This window comes from Variovorax sp. YR634 (assembly GCF_900106655.1).
GTDB lineage: Bacteria > Pseudomonadota > Gammaproteobacteria > Burkholderiales > Burkholderiaceae_C > Variovorax.
The window spans coordinates 161295-176750 of record NZ_FNOL01000013.1 but is presented as its reverse complement, the minus strand read 5'-3'; the positions used below and the strand labels follow the sequence as shown (position 1 = coordinate 176750).

General features: G+C 64.0%; 15 protein-coding genes. 7 read left to right on the top strand and 8 right to left on the bottom strand.

Features of this window, described 5'->3' with window-relative positions; translation table 11 throughout:
- Nucleotides 1–367 precede the first annotated feature (367 nt).
- Nucleotides 368–1450 carry a hypothetical protein gene (locus BLV60_RS21580; RefSeq protein WP_143042623.1) on the bottom strand — a complete coding sequence of 361 codons (1083 nt, stop codon included), beginning with the start codon at nt 1448–1450 and terminating at the stop codon, nt 368–370.
- A 179-nt stretch (nt 1451–1629) separates the two neighbouring features.
- Nucleotides 1630–1848 carry a DUF1016 N-terminal domain-containing protein gene (locus tag BLV60_RS21575; protein ID WP_093057317.1) on the bottom strand — a complete coding sequence of 73 codons (219 nt, stop codon included), beginning with the start codon at nt 1846–1848 and terminating at the stop codon, nt 1630–1632.
- Nucleotides 1849–2133: 285 nt separating this feature from the next.
- Here BLV60_RS21575 and BLV60_RS21570 point away from each other — a divergent pair, with 285 nt between their 5' ends.
- From BLV60_RS21570 to BLV60_RS21560, 3 genes are read left to right on the top strand one after another with little or no spacing between them, the layout of a single operon-like run.
- Complete coding sequence (locus tag BLV60_RS21570; RefSeq protein ID WP_093057316.1) at nt 2134–2715, top strand: TRAP transporter small permease; 582 nt, start codon at nt 2134–2136, stop codon at nt 2713–2715.
- Nucleotides 2712–4010 carry a TRAP transporter large permease gene (locus BLV60_RS21565; protein WP_093057315.1) on the top strand — a complete coding sequence of 433 codons (1299 nt, stop codon included), beginning with the start codon at nt 2712–2714 and terminating at the stop codon, nt 4008–4010. Before BLV60_RS21570 ends, BLV60_RS21565 begins: the two co-directional genes overlap by 4 nt.
- 39 nt (nt 4011–4049) lie before the next feature.
- Nucleotides 4050–5087 carry a DctP family TRAP transporter solute-binding subunit gene (locus tag BLV60_RS21560; protein ID WP_093057314.1) on the top strand — a complete coding sequence of 346 codons (1038 nt, stop codon included), beginning with the start codon at nt 4050–4052 and terminating at the stop codon, nt 5085–5087.
- A 27-nt stretch (nt 5088–5114) separates the two neighbouring features.
- On the opposite strand, the gene BLV60_RS21555 is transcribed toward BLV60_RS21560, so the two are convergent.
- A complete protein-coding gene (locus tag BLV60_RS21555; protein WP_093057313.1) occupies nt 5115–6080 on the bottom strand; it encodes a GlxA family transcriptional regulator in 966 nt (321 codons plus the stop codon).
- A gap of 108 nt (nt 6081–6188) precedes the next feature.
- Between BLV60_RS21555 and BLV60_RS21550 the strand changes: the two genes are divergently transcribed.
- The 4 genes from BLV60_RS21550 (at nt 6189) to BLV60_RS21535 (ending at nt 10481) form a co-directional block, all read left to right on the top strand.
- Nucleotides 6189–7019, top strand: coding sequence for a dienelactone hydrolase family protein (locus BLV60_RS21550; protein ID WP_093057312.1), 831 nt, complete (start codon nt 6189–6191; stop codon nt 7017–7019).
- A 312-nt stretch (nt 7020–7331) separates the two neighbouring features.
- Entirely contained in the window at nt 7332–8318 is a 987-nt protein-coding gene (locus BLV60_RS21545; protein WP_371127393.1) for a nucleoside hydrolase, read from the top strand.
- A 158-nt stretch (nt 8319–8476) separates the two neighbouring features.
- A complete protein-coding gene (locus tag BLV60_RS21540; protein ID WP_093057311.1) occupies nt 8477–9292 on the top strand; it encodes a class I SAM-dependent methyltransferase in 816 nt (271 codons plus the stop codon).
- A 145-nt stretch (nt 9293–9437) separates the two neighbouring features.
- Complete coding sequence (locus tag BLV60_RS21535; protein ID WP_093057310.1) at nt 9438–10481, top strand: alpha/beta hydrolase family protein; 1044 nt, start codon at nt 9438–9440, stop codon at nt 10479–10481.
- A gap of 58 nt (nt 10482–10539) precedes the next feature.
- Here BLV60_RS21535 and BLV60_RS21530 read toward each other — a convergent pair whose 3' ends face one another.
- The 5 genes from BLV60_RS21530 to BLV60_RS21510 form a co-directional block, all read right to left on the bottom strand.
- On the bottom strand, nt 10540–11277 hold the full coding sequence (locus tag BLV60_RS21530; protein ID WP_093057334.1) for an amino acid ABC transporter ATP-binding protein: 738 nt from the start codon (nt 11275–11277) through the stop codon (nt 10540–10542).
- A 43-nt stretch (nt 11278–11320) separates the two neighbouring features.
- A complete protein-coding gene (locus BLV60_RS21525) occupies nt 11321–12010 on the bottom strand; it encodes an amino acid ABC transporter permease (protein WP_093057309.1) in 690 nt (229 codons plus the stop codon).
- 1 nt (nt 12011) lies between these two features.
- The gene (locus BLV60_RS21520) at nt 12012–12743 is read right to left on the bottom strand and encodes an amino acid ABC transporter permease (RefSeq protein ID WP_093057308.1); all 732 of its coding nucleotides are present in this window, start codon (nt 12741–12743) and stop codon (nt 12012–12014) included.
- A 98-nt stretch (nt 12744–12841) separates the two neighbouring features.
- Nucleotides 12842–13741 (bottom strand): amino acid ABC transporter substrate-binding protein, encoded by a 900-nt coding sequence (locus tag BLV60_RS21515; RefSeq protein WP_093057307.1) that lies wholly within the window; start codon nt 13739–13741, stop codon nt 12842–12844.
- A 168-nt stretch (nt 13742–13909) separates the two neighbouring features.
- Nucleotides 13910–15376, bottom strand: a complete 1467-nt coding sequence (locus tag BLV60_RS21510) for an aspartate ammonia-lyase (RefSeq protein WP_093057306.1) — start codon at nt 15374–15376, stop codon at nt 13910–13912.
- Nucleotides 15377–15456: the final 80 nt, after the last annotated feature.

The window sequence follows — 15456 nt, the reverse complement described above, 5'->3', positions numbered from 1 at the left end:
GGTTCTGGCCTACAACCTCAAGCGAGCAATCAAGATCCTCGGCGCAAGTACCCTGATTGCAGAGATGAAGTCGTAGGAGCCGACTCGCGTCTTGTAGAGACGGCCGAGAATTCCGGTAGGAACTGAGTCCGCCGGCCCAACGGATCTTGCGCGCCCCATCAATGCAGCTGTTTCCACACAGCCTCAGTCTGAAGCAGGCGGCCAAACCGACGATAACCACAGGCATGAGAACGCCCCGGTATCGGTGGCTGGTTCAGTCGCACATCCCGACTTTGATAACCAAAGTCGCGAGAACACCCCTATCTGTTAGTCGACACTTCCGAATAGAACCGTCCTCACCGAGATGGACAGCGCCTTTCTGATCGAATCAGCGAGGCGTGTGATGGCGCAACGTCATTGCATGCTCTTGCGCGCCCTTTGTGCGCAGCCCCTTGATCAATGCGTCGATCTCCCTCTCAGTAGTACTACGGTGATGAGTCCAGTATTTCTGCGCACTCAACAAGGCTGAGCTGGTCAGCTTTTGGTTCAGCAAGCTACCCGACAAGAGGTTGTAGTGTGCGTCGCCCGCAATTGTCGTTTTTCTCATCTCCTCCAAGATCTTCACAAACTTTTTGATCGCTTTGGTGTTGTCATACGCCCTGCTTTCATCACCGCTCAGCTTTCCCAATGTCTTCAGCATCTGAGGTTCGCTCTTTTTCAGCTTATTGCTATACGGGGAATAAGTTTGCTGAAGACCCGGTAGTGTTCCTCCCTTCAAGCGATCTTCAGTCACTTGCTCGTCTTCCGAACGCAGCGCCCCAGAAACCTGCATGCCAATAGTACGGCTCGTCGCCTTGGACGAAACCTTCCCATTGAGATCGGTAGATATCCCGCCGTCTGAGTGAAGCATTAGCAGATGAGGATCGAGCATCATTTGATTGTTTCGCGCATTGGTAAGCGACCAACCCGGGAACAGGTTCATTGGCTCTTGGTCGTAGATGGAACCGAGGCTGTGCGTCTTCAAAGGATCCCAATGAGGCTTGACCAGGACGTTCGCCAACGTGCCAGCTGGAGCGCTCGCGATCGAATCAAAAGTGCTGTATGCCGAACCAGAGAACAACTGCAGCGTGTAGACGTAGTAGTGCCGCCTGTATGTGTCTGGAGGCGCCTCGTCAGCCAGATTAAACAGTTTTCCTAGATCGGTATCTCGAATCTTGTGGCGAACTTGCAGAGCACTCGCCAGCGAACCCTTTAGCTCAACTTCCTTCTTGAGAGAGGTCGCCGTACATTCGGCAAGAAACAGACGAAGCGCTGCTGCATGCATAGTCATAAAGACCACATTCGGGTCGGGTATGGTGAAGAATGAAACCGAGCACGCGCCTCTGATGCACCGTGAACGGGTCCGCCGGTTTGAATTTCGCTCTCGAAACGGTGCTTGATCAATACCGAGAAATTGGTAGTCGCGAGACACGCCCCACGTCGAACAAACCCGAAGTCGCTCCATGGTCATTAACGGACAACGAGAGTTCCTCAGCCACGAAACTGCTGGCTACTAGTCCCATGGGTCGGGGTAGCAACGAGGTACGGTCGCTAACGACTGCTTTGGGGCAGATCGCTCGGCGCTTGATGCAGCACCACCGTCCAAGACAGTTAGCTCCCGCTGCATAAATAGAGGCAGCTCATTTTGGATCCTCCATATGCGTAGGAAACTGACGTCGGGCCTTGGGTCGTCTTGAGCGCCAAGATGGCTAACAGGTGGCTCCAGCTCAATTGTGTCGACAGCGTCGACACAATCTCCGAGTCAGATAAAGCCTCTGCGAACGTCACCATCCGGCGCAGGTTGCGGGATTCGAACCCACGCACGCCCATCTGCAACCCACCACAGCGTTAGCCCCCCATAGCCGCCCTCACCGTGCGCAGGGCGTCGGGTGCTCCCCGCAGCGAAATAAAGGAGGAGCCCGAAGGGCGGGGGACATTCGCGGAGGGGAGTACCCGGCGCCCTGCGCACACGCCCCGGAAGTGCCTTTCCCAAGCCCCGCAGCTAAGGAAACCCCCGATACATGAGTGGTCATCGACCACCTAGCATCGAAGGCTGTTCCCTGTCGAGGTGTACCGAACGCGTCCCGCCGTTCGTGCCTCACTGACCATCCCGCGATGACAACTCCACCCGAGTCCGGCCCCACGCTGGACGCCGCCAGCCCCCTCCCCCCCGACATCGAAGCCGCAGACGAACCGACCAAGGTTCCCCTTGCCATCGAAGACTGGCTCACGGTCATCATCATGGGCGCGCTGGCGCTCATTACCTTTGCCAACGTCATCGTTCGCTACTTCACCGACTCGTCCTTTGCGTGGACCGAAGAGTTCTCGGTGTTCCTCATGATCATGCTGGCGCTGGTGGCCGGCTCGGCCGCGGTGGCGCGCGACCGGCACATCCGCATCGAGTACTTTTCCGAAAGCGGCTCGATGGCGCGGCGCAAGCGGCTCGCGCAGTTCGGCGCACTGATGATCGCCATTCTGTTCACGCTCATCGGCGCACTCAGCATCCGCATGGTGTGGGACGACTTCCGCTTCGAAGAGACGACGCCCGGCATCGGGCTGCCCGCGTGGTGGTATTCGATCTGGCTGCCGATCGTGTCGTTCGCCATCGCGTTGCGCGCGGTGGGCCTCATGATCCGGCGCGGTCGCAAGACGAACTACGGCTCGGACACCAAAGAGAGCAAGGACGACGCCAAGTGATCGCCACCCTGCTCTTCGTTGCCTTCGTCGTGATGATGCTGGTGGGCGTGCCCATTGGCGCCGCGCTGGGCCTGGCGGGCGCCGCCTGCATCGCACTGGCCAACAGCGACGCCCAGTGGTTCGGCCTGCTCGCCGTGCCGCAGAACTTCTATGCGGGCCTGGGCAAATACCCGCTGCTGGCCATTCCGATGTTCGTACTGGTCGGCTCCATCTTCGACCGCTCGGGCGTGGCGCTGCGGCTCGTCAACTTTGCCGTCGCCATCGTGGGCCGCGGCCCCGGCATGCTGCCGCTGGTGGCGATTGCGGTGGCGATGTTTCTCGGCGGTATCTCGGGCTCGGGCCCGGCCAACGCGGCCGCAGTGGGCGCGGTGATGATCGCGGCCATGTCGCGCGCCGGCTACCCTGCCGCCTTCTCGGCCAGCGTGGTGGGCGCTGCAGCGGCCACCGACATCCTGATTCCGCCATCGGTGGCCTTCATCGTGTACTCGGTGCTGGTGCCCGGTGCCTCGGTGCCGGCGCTGTTCGCGGCCGGCATGATCCCCGGCGTGATGGCCGGCCTGGCGCTGATGATTCCGGCCGTGCTGCTGGCGCGCAAGCACAAGATGGGTGCGCTCGAAGCCACGCTGCCGCGCCCGCCGTTCTGGAAGAGCTTTCGCGAAGCAACCTGGGGGCTGGCCGCGCCGGTGCTCATCCTCGGCGGCATGCGCGCGGGCTGGTTCACGCCGACCGAAGCGGCGGTGGTGGCGGTGTTCTACGGCCTCTTCGTGGGCATGTGCATCCACCGGACCATCAAGGTGCGCGACCTGTTCGTGATCTTGCGCGAGTCGGGCGAACTCTCGGCGGTGATCCTGCTGGTGGTGTCGCTGGCGGGCATCTTCGCGTATTCGCTGTCGACGCTGGGCGTGATCGATCCGGTGACGCGCGCGATCGTGAATTCGGGCCTGGGCGAGTACGGCATCCTGGCGCTGCTGATACTGCTGCTCATCACCGTGGGCATGTTCCTCGACGGCGTGTCGATCTTCCTGATCTTCGTGCCGCTGCTGTTGCCCATCGTGCAGTACTACAAGTGGGACCCGGTGTGGTTCGGCGTGATCCTCACGCTGAAGGTGGCGCTGGGGCAGTTCACGCCGCCGCTCGCGGTCAACCTGATGGTGTCGTGCCGCATCGCCAAGGTGCGCATGGAAGAAACCGTGCGCTGGGTGGGCTGGATGCTGTTCTCGATGTTCGTGGTGATGGTGCTGGTCATCATCTTTCCCGAACTCGCACTCTGGCTGCCGCGCAAGCTCGGCTACTGATTTTTGTCCCGTCTCAGAACCATAAGGAGAGCCCTCATCATGAAATTCCGCCGCACCCTTCTCGGCCTCGCCGCCGCAGCAACCGCCCTGGGCATGTTCTCGACCGGCGCCATGGCGCAGGCCGCCTACAAGCCCGAATACAAGATGTCGCTGGTGCTGGGCCCGCCCACGCCGTGGGGCCAGGCCGGAAAGATCTGGGCCGACATGGTGAAGGAGCGCACCCAGGGCCGCATCAACATCAAGCTGTACCCCGGCGTGTCGCTCATCCAGGGCGACCAGACGCGCGAGTTCAGCGCGCTGCGCCAGGGCGTGATCGACATGGCCGTGGGCTCGACCATCAACTGGTCGCCACAGGTCAAGCAGCTCAACCTGTTCTCCATGCCCTTCCTGATGCCTGACTACGCGGCCATCGACGCGCTCACGCAGGGCGAAGTCGGCAAGGAAATGTTCAAGACGCTCGACAAGGCCGGCGTGGTGCCGCTCGCCTGGGGTGAGAACGGCTACCGCGAGATCACCAATTCGAAGCGAGCGATCAAGTCGCCGGCCGACGTCAAGGGCATGAAGATCCGCGTGGTCGGCTCGCCCATCTACTCCGACATGTTCACCGCGCTCGGCGCCAACCCCACCCAGATGAGCTGGGCCGACGCACAACCCGCACTCGCGAGCGGCGCGGTCGACGGACAGGAGAACCCGCTGTTCCTGTTCACCGTGCTCAAGATGCAGAACGTGGGCCAGAAATTCTTGACCGCCTGGGGCTACGTGGCCGACCCGCTGGTGTTCGTGGTCAACAAGGAAATCTGGGCCTCGTGGACGCCGGCTGACCAGGCCATCGTGCGCCAGGCCGCCATCGATGCGGGCAAGGAAGAAATCGTCATCGCACGCAAAGGCCTGATCGAAGCCGACAAGCCGCTGCTGAAGGAGATCGCAGGCATGGGCGTGACGGTGACCAGCCTCACGCCGGCCGAACGCGATGCCTTCGTGAAGGCGACACGGCCGGTGTACGACAAGTGGAAGCCGACCGTGGGTGCCGACCTGGTGGCGAAGGCCGAACAAGCGATTGCCGCGCGCAAGAAGTAGGAGCAGGCACGGCGCCGTGCGGGCGCATCAGCCTCGGTAGCGGCTCGGGTTCGCGCCCGCCATCTTCTTCATCAGGCGCCGCAACGCCGTGGCGTCCTGGTAGCCCACGGCGCCGGCCACCTGCTCGACAGTCATCCGGCTCGACTCGAGCAGCGCGCGGGCGCGCCGCAAACGCACGCTTTGCACCAGCGCCTGCGTGCTCTTGCCGGTGGCCTTCTGGATGTGGCGCGACAGCGTGCGCTCCGACATGCAGAACTCGCGCGCCAACGCACTGACCGCGGGCGGATCGGGCAATGCCGATTCGACCCGCGCCGCGAGCCGCGCCACAAGGTCGTTGCCGTTGGCCAGCACCTCCGGCACGATGAACGGTGCCTGCGCCTGACGCCCATCGATCAGCAGCATGCGCGAGACAAGGTCGGTGAGCGCGCTGCCACAGCGCTCGCGCAGCAGATGCAGCATCAGGTCGGTCTGCGCGAATGCGGCGCCGGCCGTGACCACGGGGCCGTCGGAACACACCATGCGGTCGACGTCGACGGTGCAGCCAGGCGCCATCTGCTTGAGCAGCGCCGCGTACCACCATGAAGTTGTCGCGCGCCGCCCCTGAAGCAGGCCCGCGGCATTCAGCAGGAACACCGCCGAGCACGAGGCCGCGACCTGCCCTCCGGCCTTCGCATGACGCACGAGGCCCGCAATGGCCTTGGCCGCGTCGTCGCTGTCGAGGCACCGCCGGATCTCGCCCGGCGTGTTGAGCCCGAGCCCCGGCACCACCCACGTCGAGCGGTCGTCACGCGCTCGAACGGGCAGGCGCGCGGTCTCCAGGCTCATGCCGGCCTGCAACCGCACCGGGCCGCCCTGCACCGAGCACAGCCTCCAGCGCGGCGGCGCCACGCCGGCACGAGCGGCCACGGCCTGCGCGGCGCCCAGGGTGTCGAGCGTGACCGCCACGCTGGAGTTGAAGGCGCCCGGCAGCACCAGGACGGTGAAATCGTGCATGTCTGATTCAGCCCTGAAACGGTCAAATTTGACACTGCCATTCTGGCGACGCGGGCGGCCCAATACAAGCTCATCCGCTTTCCCCGTGCCGTCCACGGCCGCACTCACATGACATCGACCCGCTCCCTGAACGAAGACGATCCGCTCGACGACTTCATTCCGCGCCAGATCACGCTCGATGGCATCGAGAAGAAGGTCTACCTGATGGGCCAAGGCCCCGCCGTGATCGTGATGACCGAGATGCCGGGCATCAGCCCGCACGTGGCGCGCTTTGCACGCTGGGTGCGCGACGCGGGCTTCACTGTCTACATGCCCTCGCTGTTCGGCCGCGACGGCGCGGTGCCGCAGGCCGAGGAAGGCGCCGCTGTGTTCAAGCGCGCCTGCGTGAGCGCGGAGTTCCGCGCCTTTGCATCGAACGCATCGAGCCCCGTGACGCAATGGCTGCGCGCGCTCGCGCGGCTGGCGCATGAGGAATGCGGCGGCCCGGGCGTGGGCGCGATCGGCATGTGCTTCACCGGCAACTTCGCGCTCTCGATGATGATGGAGCCGGCCATGCTCGCGCCGGTGGTGTGCCAGCCTTCGCTGCCGCTGGACGACCCTGCCGGCACAAACGTGGCGGCCGACGAACTCGCGGCCGTGCGCCAGCGCCTGGAGCGCGAGGACCTGAGCGTGATGGCCTATCGCTTCGACGGCGACAGGTTCTGCAAGGCCGAGCGCTTCGCTGCGTTCTCTCAAGCACTGGGCGAGCGCTTTGTCGCGCGCGTGTTGCCCGACGGCGCAGCCAACCCGAACACGCCGCCCTTCTTCGCGCAGGTGGTAGCCAGCCCGCACAGCGTGGTGACGGCGCACCTGATCGATGAGGCGGGGCAACCGACGCTTGCTGCAAGGGACGAGATCCTGGCGTTCTTTGCGCTGCGGCTGCTGGATCGTCAGCGCTGAGCAAGCGGCGTTTTCACAACAGGCGGCCGACCTCTTCCTGGGCGTGTTTGCGCACTTTCCACTTCGGCCGCCCGCACGCGCTAACCCCTTGGTATGCGCACCGTTGCGAGCCCGTGCATCGCCACCGACAATGCACCCGCGATCCGATGCCCGCGCCCGAGATGCTCTGGCAGACTGACTTGCACAGCGCACTTCTTCGCGCAGCAAGGAGCCTCCTTCACCATGCATCTCAGGTCCACCGCATCGACCGTCGCAACAACACGGCCATCGCGCTTCGCGATCTTTTCGGTTCTTCTCGCAGCACTCGTTTTCTTGACCACCAGCTTCATCACCCCGAAGGCACATGCAGCCGACGCCACCGTGCACACGCTGATCATCGACACCGACCCCGGCGCCGACGACGTGATTGCGCTGCTGTTTGCCATGGCCTCGCCCGAGCAGCTGAAGATCCAGGCGCTGACCACCGTGGCCGGCAACGTGCAGCTCGCCAAGACCTCGCGCAATGCGCGCCTTGCGCGCGAGTGGGCGAAGCGGCCCGACATTCCGGTCTACGCCGGCGCGCCGCGCCCCCTGCTGCGCACGCCCATCTATGCAGCCGACATCCACGGCAGCGAAGGCATCACCGGCGTCAAGGTGCACGAGCCGAGCCAGCCGCTGGCTGATGGCAATGCGGTCGACTACCTGATCCGCACGCTGCGCGCGGCGCCCGAGAAAAGCGTGACGCTCGCCATGCTCGGGCCCGAGACCAACCTCGCGCTGGCGCTGACGCAGGCACCCGACATCACGCGCGGCCTGCGCGAGCTGGTGCTCATGGGCGGCGCGCATTTCAATGGCGGCAACATTACGCCGACCGCGGAGTTCAACGTGTTCGCCGATCCGCATGCGGCAGAGATCGTGCTCAAGAGCGGCGTGCCGATCACCATGCTGCCGCTCGACCTGACGCACAAGGTGCTGACCAGCCCCGAGCGCATTGCCAGGCTGCGCGGCATCGGCAACCAGGCAGGCAAGACGGTGGCCGACATCCTCGATGCCTATGTGCAGCACGACATGCAGTACTACGGCCTGCCCGGCGGCCCGGTGCACGACGCCACCGTGATCGCCTACCTGCTGCAGCCCTCGCTGTTCAGGGGCCGGAAGGTGAACGTGGAAGTCGACAGCCGCGAAGGGCTGGGCTTCGGCCAGACGGTGGTCGACTGGTACGGCGGTTTGAAGAAGCCCGCCAACGTGAACTGGATTGCCGAGGGGGATGCGCAGGGGTTCTTCGATCTGCTGACGCAGCGTATTTCCCGCCTGCCTTGAGCTGCATCGCCCCAGAACGACGTTGACGGCGGTGGCATGCGGGGCCACCATGGTGCACCGTCGCCAATGCCCGGCTAGGCGGCGGACTCGTCGGGGAGGCCTGCCCGCTCTGGAATAGGTGATCAAACGCGCCATTTCAGGGCTTCCGAGGAGGTCTCATGGCTGAAAGCGACAAGGTGTTCGCAGGCTCGATCCCGAAGTTCTACGACACGCTGATGGTCCCCCTCATCTTCGAGGCCTACGCCACCGACATGGCAGAGCTTGTTGCGGCTTCCTCGCCCGGCTCGGTGCTTGAAACGGCGGCCGGCAGCGGTGTGGTTACGCGGGCGCTTGCGCCAAAACTCGGCGCCGGCGCGCGCTACGTGGTGACCGACCTCAACCAGCCCATGCTCGACTATGCAGCCACCCGGCAGGGGCCCGATGGCCGTATCGAGTGGCGGCAGGCGGACGCGCTCGCCCTGCCGTTCGAAGATGCATCGTTCGACGTTGTTTGCTGCCAGTTCGGCGCGATGTTTTTCCCCAACCGGGTTGCCGGCTACGCCGAGGCGCGTCGCGTGCTGAGGCCAGGCGGGCGCTTTGTCTTCAGCGTGTGGGACCGCATCGAAGAGAACGCCTTTGCCGACGACGTCACGAACGCCGTCGCCACGGTGTTTCCGCATGACCCTCCGCGATTTCTCGCCCGCACGCCGCACGGCTATCACGACACCGCACTGATCCGCGAGGATCTGAGCCGCGCAGGGTTCACCAACATCGGGATCGAGACGCGCGAGAAGCTGAGCCGCGCCCCCTCGGCACGCGACGTTGCCACCGCCTATTGCCAGGGAACGCCGCTGCGCAATGAAATCGAGACGCGCGACGCCACCCTGCTTCAGCTCGCTACGGAGCGCGCAACGGAGGCGATCGCCAGCCGCCATGGCAAAGAGGGCCCGGTGGCCGGCAAGATTCAGGCACATGTGATCGTGGCGGCGGGATAGCGGGGTAGCGGGATAGCGGAGTCCCGGCGCGCGCTTCATCCGGTCGTCTCGCGCCGCCTTTGGCGCACTTCATCGCATTCGCATGGAAGTTGCGCCGCGGCGCGGCAACCATGCGCACTCCATAACCATGTGATGGAGATCCGCGATGCGCACTGCCTTCTTCTTTCGCCAGACCCTGCTGCTTGCCTCGGGCCTGCTGCTGTCCTTCCAGCTCCTGGCCGCCCAGGCCGGCTGGCGGCAGCTGCGCATTCCGGGCGACACGCCCGACGCCGCACCCACGGTGGTCGCGCTCTACTACCCGACGAAGGCGACCGAGCGCACGACGGCCATGGGCCCATTCACGGTACAGGCGGCCATCCAGGCGCCGCCCGAGGACAAGTTCAAGGGATTGATCGTGCTGAGCCACGGTATCGGCGGCACCGAACTGGGCCACAGCAGCCTCGCCGAGGCCCTCGCGCGGGACGGCTACATGGTCGCGGCCCTTCGCCATCCCGGCGACAACTGGCAGGACGGGTCGCTGCTGCAGAAAGGCGGCAGCGTCTACTTCACCGAACGGCCGCGGCAGGTATCGCGCGTGATCGACGCCTTGCTGCAAGACCCGCAGTGGAAGGATCGCATCGCCAGCGACGCCCAGGGCTTGCGCATTGGCGCGGTGGGGCATTCGGCCGGCGGCTATACCGTGCTGGCACTGGCGGGTGGACAGGTCGACCTGTCGCGCATTCGCAGGCACTGCGAGAGTGAGCGCGAGGCCGATCCGGTTTTTTGCGGCGTGGGCCGGAACGCCCCAACGACGGCTGGCTCGCCTGCTGCATCAGCATCGGTGCTGCCTTCGCTGCGCGACCCGCGGGTGCGTGCAGTCGTGCTGCTGGCGCCGGCGGGTGTTGTCTTCACGGCGTCTTCGCTGGCGGAGATCAGGATCCCGACGCAGATCTATGAGGCGGAGCTGGACCGGTTCCTCGTCCCGCGTTTTCACGCCGAATGGATTGCGCAGAACATGCCCCGCGCCGAACTCCACCGGGTTCCCAACGCCTGGCATTTCGCATTCATGGACACCCCAGCCAGCGCCATTCCAAGCGACGACGGAGACATCAGGAACGACCCGCCGGGCTTCGATCGAAAGGCCTTCCTGGCGCGGCTGGGCCGCGAGATTCCGGCCTTCTTCGACAAGGCATTGCCCGGTCGAGAATGAAAAAAGCCACGCTGCAGAACAGCGTGGCTTTTTGACTTTCTTGCGCGGCAGCAGCGAATCAGTGCTGCAGGATCTTGTTCAGGAAGTCCTTGGTGCGCGGCTGGCGGTTTTCCGGGTGGCTGAAGAACTCGTCCTTCGGGCAGTCTTCCAGGATCTTGCCGCCCACGTCGATGAAGATCACGCGGCTCGCGACCTTGCGGGCGAAAGCCATTTCGTGCGTGACCACCATCATGGTCATGCCTTCCTTGGCCAGGCTCACCATCACGTCGAGCACTTCGCCGACCATCTCGGGGTCGAGCGCCGAGGTGGGTTCGTCGAACAGCATCACGATCGGGTCCATCGACAGCGCACGGGCAATGGCCACGCGCTGCTGCTGGCCGCCCGACAGCTGGCCCGGGAACTTGTCCTTGTGCGCCATCAGGCCCACGCGGTCGAGCATCTTCAGGCCACGGGTCTTGGCTTCATCGGGCGTGCGGCCCAGCACCTTGATCTGCGCGATCGTGAGGTTCTCGGTCACCGACAGGTGCGGGAACAGCTCGAAGTGCTGGAACACCATGCCGACCTTGGAGCGCAGCTTGGGCAGGTTGGTCTTGGGGTCGTGCAGCGGAATGCCGTTGACGGTGATCTCGCCCTTCTGGAAGGGCTCCAGCGCATTCACGGTCTTGATGAGGGTGGACTTGCCCGAGCCCGAGGGCCCGCACACCACCACCACGTCGCCCTTGGAAATGCTCACCGAACAATCGTTGAGCACCTGCACCGGGCCATACCACTTGGATACGTTCTTGATTTCAATCATTTTTTCGGACATTTCTTTCTCTCCGGTTCAGCCACTCAAACAATCAGCGAATGATGGCGATCTTCTTGTGCAGGCGCTTGACCAGCCAAGAAAGGGCGTAGCACATGACGAAGTACACGACGGCCGCGAGCAGGTAGGCCTCGATCGGGCGGCCGAAGTTCTTGCCCGCGGTCTCGAAGCCCTTGAGCATGTCGTAGGCACCGATGGCGTAGACCAGCGACGTATCCTGGAACAGGATGATGGTCTGCGTGAGCAGCACCGGCAGCATGTTGCGGAAGGCCTGCGGCAGCACGATCAGGCGCATGTTCTGGCCGTAGGTCATGCCGACCGCCTGGCCGGCATTCACCTGGCCGCGCGGGATCGACTGGATACCGGCACGCATGATCTCGCTGAAGTACGCGGCCTCGAACGCCACGAAGGTGATCACGGCCGAGATTTCGGAGCGGTAGTTGGAGCCGACCGAACCGAACAGCGAATAGAACGACGCCGGCACGAGCAGGAAGAACCACAGGATCACCATCACCAGCGGGATGCTTCGCATGCCGTTGACGTAGATGGCCGCTGGCGCATCGAGCCACTTCTTGCCCGACAGGCGCATGAGCGCCAGGATCGTGCCGAAGATCACGCCGCCGATCGTGGCGACTATCGTCAGCATGATGCTGAAGTAGAAGCCCTTGACGACGAAGTTGCTGATGACGTCCCAGTTGTAGAAGGACAGGTCGAGATTCATCATGTCAGTGTCCTCCGCCGCCCGCGCTTGCAGACACGATGAAGCCCGGCACGCGGGTCTTCTTCTCGATGAATGCCATGAGGCGGTTGATGATGAGGGCCGAGATCACGTAGCAGCCCGTCACCGCAAGGTAGACCTCGATGCCGCGCGAGGTTTCTTCCTGCGCCTGCATGGCGAACATGGTGAGTTCGGTGACCGACACGGCGAACGCGACGGACGAGTTCTTGAAGATGTTCATCGTCTCGCTCGTGAGCGGCGGGATGATGATGCGGTAGGCCATCGGCAGGATCACGTAGCGGTAGTACTGCACGGTGGTGAAGCCCACCGCCATGCCCGCATAGCGCTGGCCCTTGGGCAGCGCCTGGATGCCCGAGCGCACCTGCTCGGCGATACGCGCGGAAGTGAAGAAGCCCAGCGCCAGCACCACGAGGATGAAGCTCGGCACGCCCTTCATGACGGGGATGAGCGCCGGGATCACGTGGTACCAGAGGAAGATCTGCACCAGCAGCGGAATGTTGCGGAACAGCTCGACCCAGGCATTGCCCAGCCGCACCAGCCACGGGCTGTCGGGCAGCGTGCGGATGATGCCGATGAGCGAGCCCAGCACCAGCGCCACGATCAGCGCCAGCAGCGCGACCGACACGGTCCAGCCCCACGCCGAGAGCATCCATTGAAGGTAGCTCGGATATTCCCCCCCGGGGTCTTGCAGGAATACCTGCCAATCCCAGTTGCCCATTTGTGTTTACTCCTTCTTCACCGTCTCTTCGAAAACCAGTCCCTTGAAAAGAAACGCCCACCGCGAAAGGTGGGCGTCATCACGCAGCGACGCAGCGCTTATTCCTTGGTGACGTAGTCTTCAGCAGGCTTGTCGTTCGGGTTGGCCCAAGCGTTCTTGGTGGCTTCGCCCAGCGGCAGGCCGATGGTCACGCCTGCGGGCGGAATCGGCTTGAGGAACCACTTGTCGTACAGCTTGGCGAGTTCGCCAGACTTGGCCTGTGCCTTGATGCTGTCGTCCACGGCCTTCTTGAAGGCGGCGTCGTCCTTGCGGATCATGATGGCGATGGGCTCGACGGCCAGCACGTCGGACAGGATCTTGTAGTCCTTGGGCGACTTCGACTTGGCGGCCAGTGCAGCCAGGATCGAGCCGTCCATCACGAAGGCGTCGGCGCGGCCGGTTTCGAGCAGCAGGAAGCTGTCGGAGTGGTCCTTGCCGTAGACCTCCTTGAAGGTCAGGTTCTCGGCGCGCTTTTGCTTGCGCACGGTCTGCAGCGGCGTGGTGCCGGTGGTGGTTGCAACCGTCTTGTCCTTCAGGTCGGCCAGCGAGTTGATGCCCGAGTTGGCCTTGACGACGATCTTGGTTTCTTCGACGTAGGTGGTCACGCCGAAAGCCACGTCCTTCTGGCGCGTGGCGTTGTTGGTGGTCGAGCCGCACTCGATGTCCACGGTGCCGTTCTGCACGAGCGGAATGCGGTTCTGCGAGGTCACGGGCTGGTACTTGACTTCGAGCTTCTTGCCGGCGGCCTTCTCGAGGTCCTTGATGATGTTGGCGCAGACGTCGTAGTGGAAGCCCGTGTATTGGCCATTGCCCAGTGTGTACGACAGGCCCGACGATTCACGCACGCCTTCGGTGATGACACCGGAAGCCTTGATCTTGGCCAGCGTGTCATTGGCTTGCGCCATCGCGCCGCCAGCGGCCAGTGCCGCGACTGCCAATGCCAATACTTGTTTTTTCATACGGAAAACTCCTGAGGGTGACTGAAACAGATACAACTAAATTCTAGACATTTACATTTTGCGTGATACCCGGACCAACCCGGTGCATACACACACACGCTGCACCGGGCATGCGCATGGCGGCGCCAGCCTGGTGCGATCCTGCCTCCTGGCATTGTCCGACTTTCACTAAGCAGCCTTTATGCCCGAAGCCTGGCCCGAAGGCTCGGCAGCCGGCGGAACCGGTGCGGCCGACAGGCGCACCGGCTGCGTCAGGTTCTCGGGCACGAGCAGGGCCTCCATCTCGGCGCGCGTCATGATGCCCAGCGATTCGGCCACCAGGTCGATCGGCCCGCCGGTGGCGAGCGCGGTCTTGGCGATGAGCGCGGCCTTTTCGTAGCCGATGAGCGGGTTGAGCGCCGTGACCAGCGTGACCGACTCGCGCACCCTCTTCGCAAGGAACTCGCGGTTGGCCTCGATGCCGTCGACGCAGTTCACCTGCAGCGTGATGCAGGCCCGGCTCAGGTGCTGGATGCTCTTGAACAGGCTCCAGCCCATGATGGGCTCGAAGGCGTTGAGCTGCAGCTGGCCGGCCTCGGAGGCCATCGTCACGGTGACGTCGTTGCCGATGACCTCGAAGGCCACCTGGTTCATGACTTCCGGAATCACCGGATTGACCTTGCCCGGCATGATCGACGAGCCCGCCTGCCGCGCCGGCAGCCGGATTTCGCCGAAGCCGGCCTGCGGGCCGCTGGACAGCAGGCGCAGGTCGTTGCAGGTCTTGCTGAGCTTGGTCGCCACGCGCTTGAGCACGCCCGACAGCTGCACGAAGGCGCCCGTGTCCTGCGTGGCCTCGATGAGGTTGGCGGCCTGCTTGAGCGGCACGCCGGTCTGCTCGGCGAGGTACTGGCAGGCCAGGTTCGCGTAGCCGTGCGGCGCGTTGATGCCGGTGCCGATGGCTGTGGCGCCGAGGTTGATTTCTTCGATGAGCGCGCGGGCCTCGCCAAGGCGGGCCTCGTCTTCCCCGATCATGATCGCGTAGGTCAGGAACTCCTGGCCCAGCGTCATCGGCACGGCGTCTTGCAGCTGGGTGCGGCCGATCTTGAGGATGTCCTTGAACTCGAGCGCCTTGGCCTCGAAGCTGCGACGCAGGGTGGCCATCGATTCGAGCAGCCGGCCGATGGCGAACCACAGCGCCAGCCGCACTGCCGTGGGGTACACGTCGTTGGTGCTCTGCGAGGCGTTGACGTGGTCGTTGGGATGCAGCACGTCGTAGCGCGCCTTCTCGTGGCCCAGCTTTTCGAGCGCGAGGTTGCAGATGACCTCGTTGGCGTTCATGTTGGTCGAGGTGCCCGCGCCGCCCTGGATGACGTCGACCACGAACTCGTCGAGCAGCTTGCCGTCGATGATGTCTTCGCAGGCCAGGATGATGGCCGCCGCGCGGTCTCGATCGATGGCGCCGAGGTCGGCATTGGCGCGCGTGGCGGCCTTCTTCACGTAGGCCAGCGCTCGCACCAGGTCGGGCATGGCCGAGATGCGCGTGCCGGAGATGGGGAAGTTCTCGACCGCACGCGCCGTGTGCACGCCCCAGTAGGCGACGGCAGGGATCTGCTTGTCGCCGAGGAAGTCGTGTTCAGTCCTGAAATTGGGGCTCATACAGGTTCCTCGGCTTAAAAAAAAGCACGCGCAGGGCGCGTGCCGGAGATGTTGCTGTGACAGCGACTAAAAGCAGCCGC

What these genes read in the sequence shown, in the direction of transcription:
- BLV60_RS21575 (WP_093057317.1), bottom strand. Translation starts at nt 1,848, where the DNA reads ATGGGCGTGCGTGGGTTCGAATCCCGCAACCTGCGCCGGATGGTGACG.
- BLV60_RS21570 (WP_093057316.1), top strand. Translation starts at nt 2,134, where the DNA reads ATGACAACTCCACCCGAGTCCGGCCCCACGCTGGACGCCGCCAGCCCC.
- BLV60_RS21560 (WP_093057314.1), top strand. Translation starts at nt 4,050, where the DNA reads ATGAAATTCCGCCGCACCCTTCTCGGCCTCGCCGCCGCAGCAACCGCC.
- BLV60_RS21555 (WP_093057313.1), bottom strand. Translation starts at nt 6,080, where the DNA reads ATGCACGATTTCACCGTCCTGGTGCTGCCGGGCGCCTTCAACTCCAGC.
- BLV60_RS21550 (WP_093057312.1), top strand. Translation starts at nt 6,189, where the DNA reads ATGACATCGACCCGCTCCCTGAACGAAGACGATCCGCTCGACGACTTC.
- BLV60_RS21540 (WP_093057311.1), top strand. Translation starts at nt 8,477, where the DNA reads ATGGCTGAAAGCGACAAGGTGTTCGCAGGCTCGATCCCGAAGTTCTAC.
- BLV60_RS21535 (WP_093057310.1), top strand. Translation starts at nt 9,438, where the DNA reads ATGCGCACTGCCTTCTTCTTTCGCCAGACCCTGCTGCTTGCCTCGGGC.
- BLV60_RS21530 (WP_093057334.1), bottom strand. Translation starts at nt 11,277, where the DNA reads ATGATTGAAATCAAGAACGTATCCAAGTGGTATGGCCCGGTGCAGGTG.
- BLV60_RS21525 (WP_093057309.1), bottom strand. Translation starts at nt 12,010, where the DNA reads ATGATGAATCTCGACCTGTCCTTCTACAACTGGGACGTCATCAGCAAC.
- BLV60_RS21520 (WP_093057308.1), bottom strand. Translation starts at nt 12,743, where the DNA reads ATGGGCAACTGGGATTGGCAGGTATTCCTGCAAGACCCCGGGGGGGAA.
- BLV60_RS21515 (WP_093057307.1), bottom strand. Translation starts at nt 13,741, where the DNA reads ATGAAAAAACAAGTATTGGCATTGGCAGTCGCGGCACTGGCCGCTGGC.
- BLV60_RS21510 (WP_093057306.1), bottom strand. Translation starts at nt 15,376, where the DNA reads ATGAGCCCCAATTTCAGGACTGAACACGACTTCCTCGGCGACAAGCAG.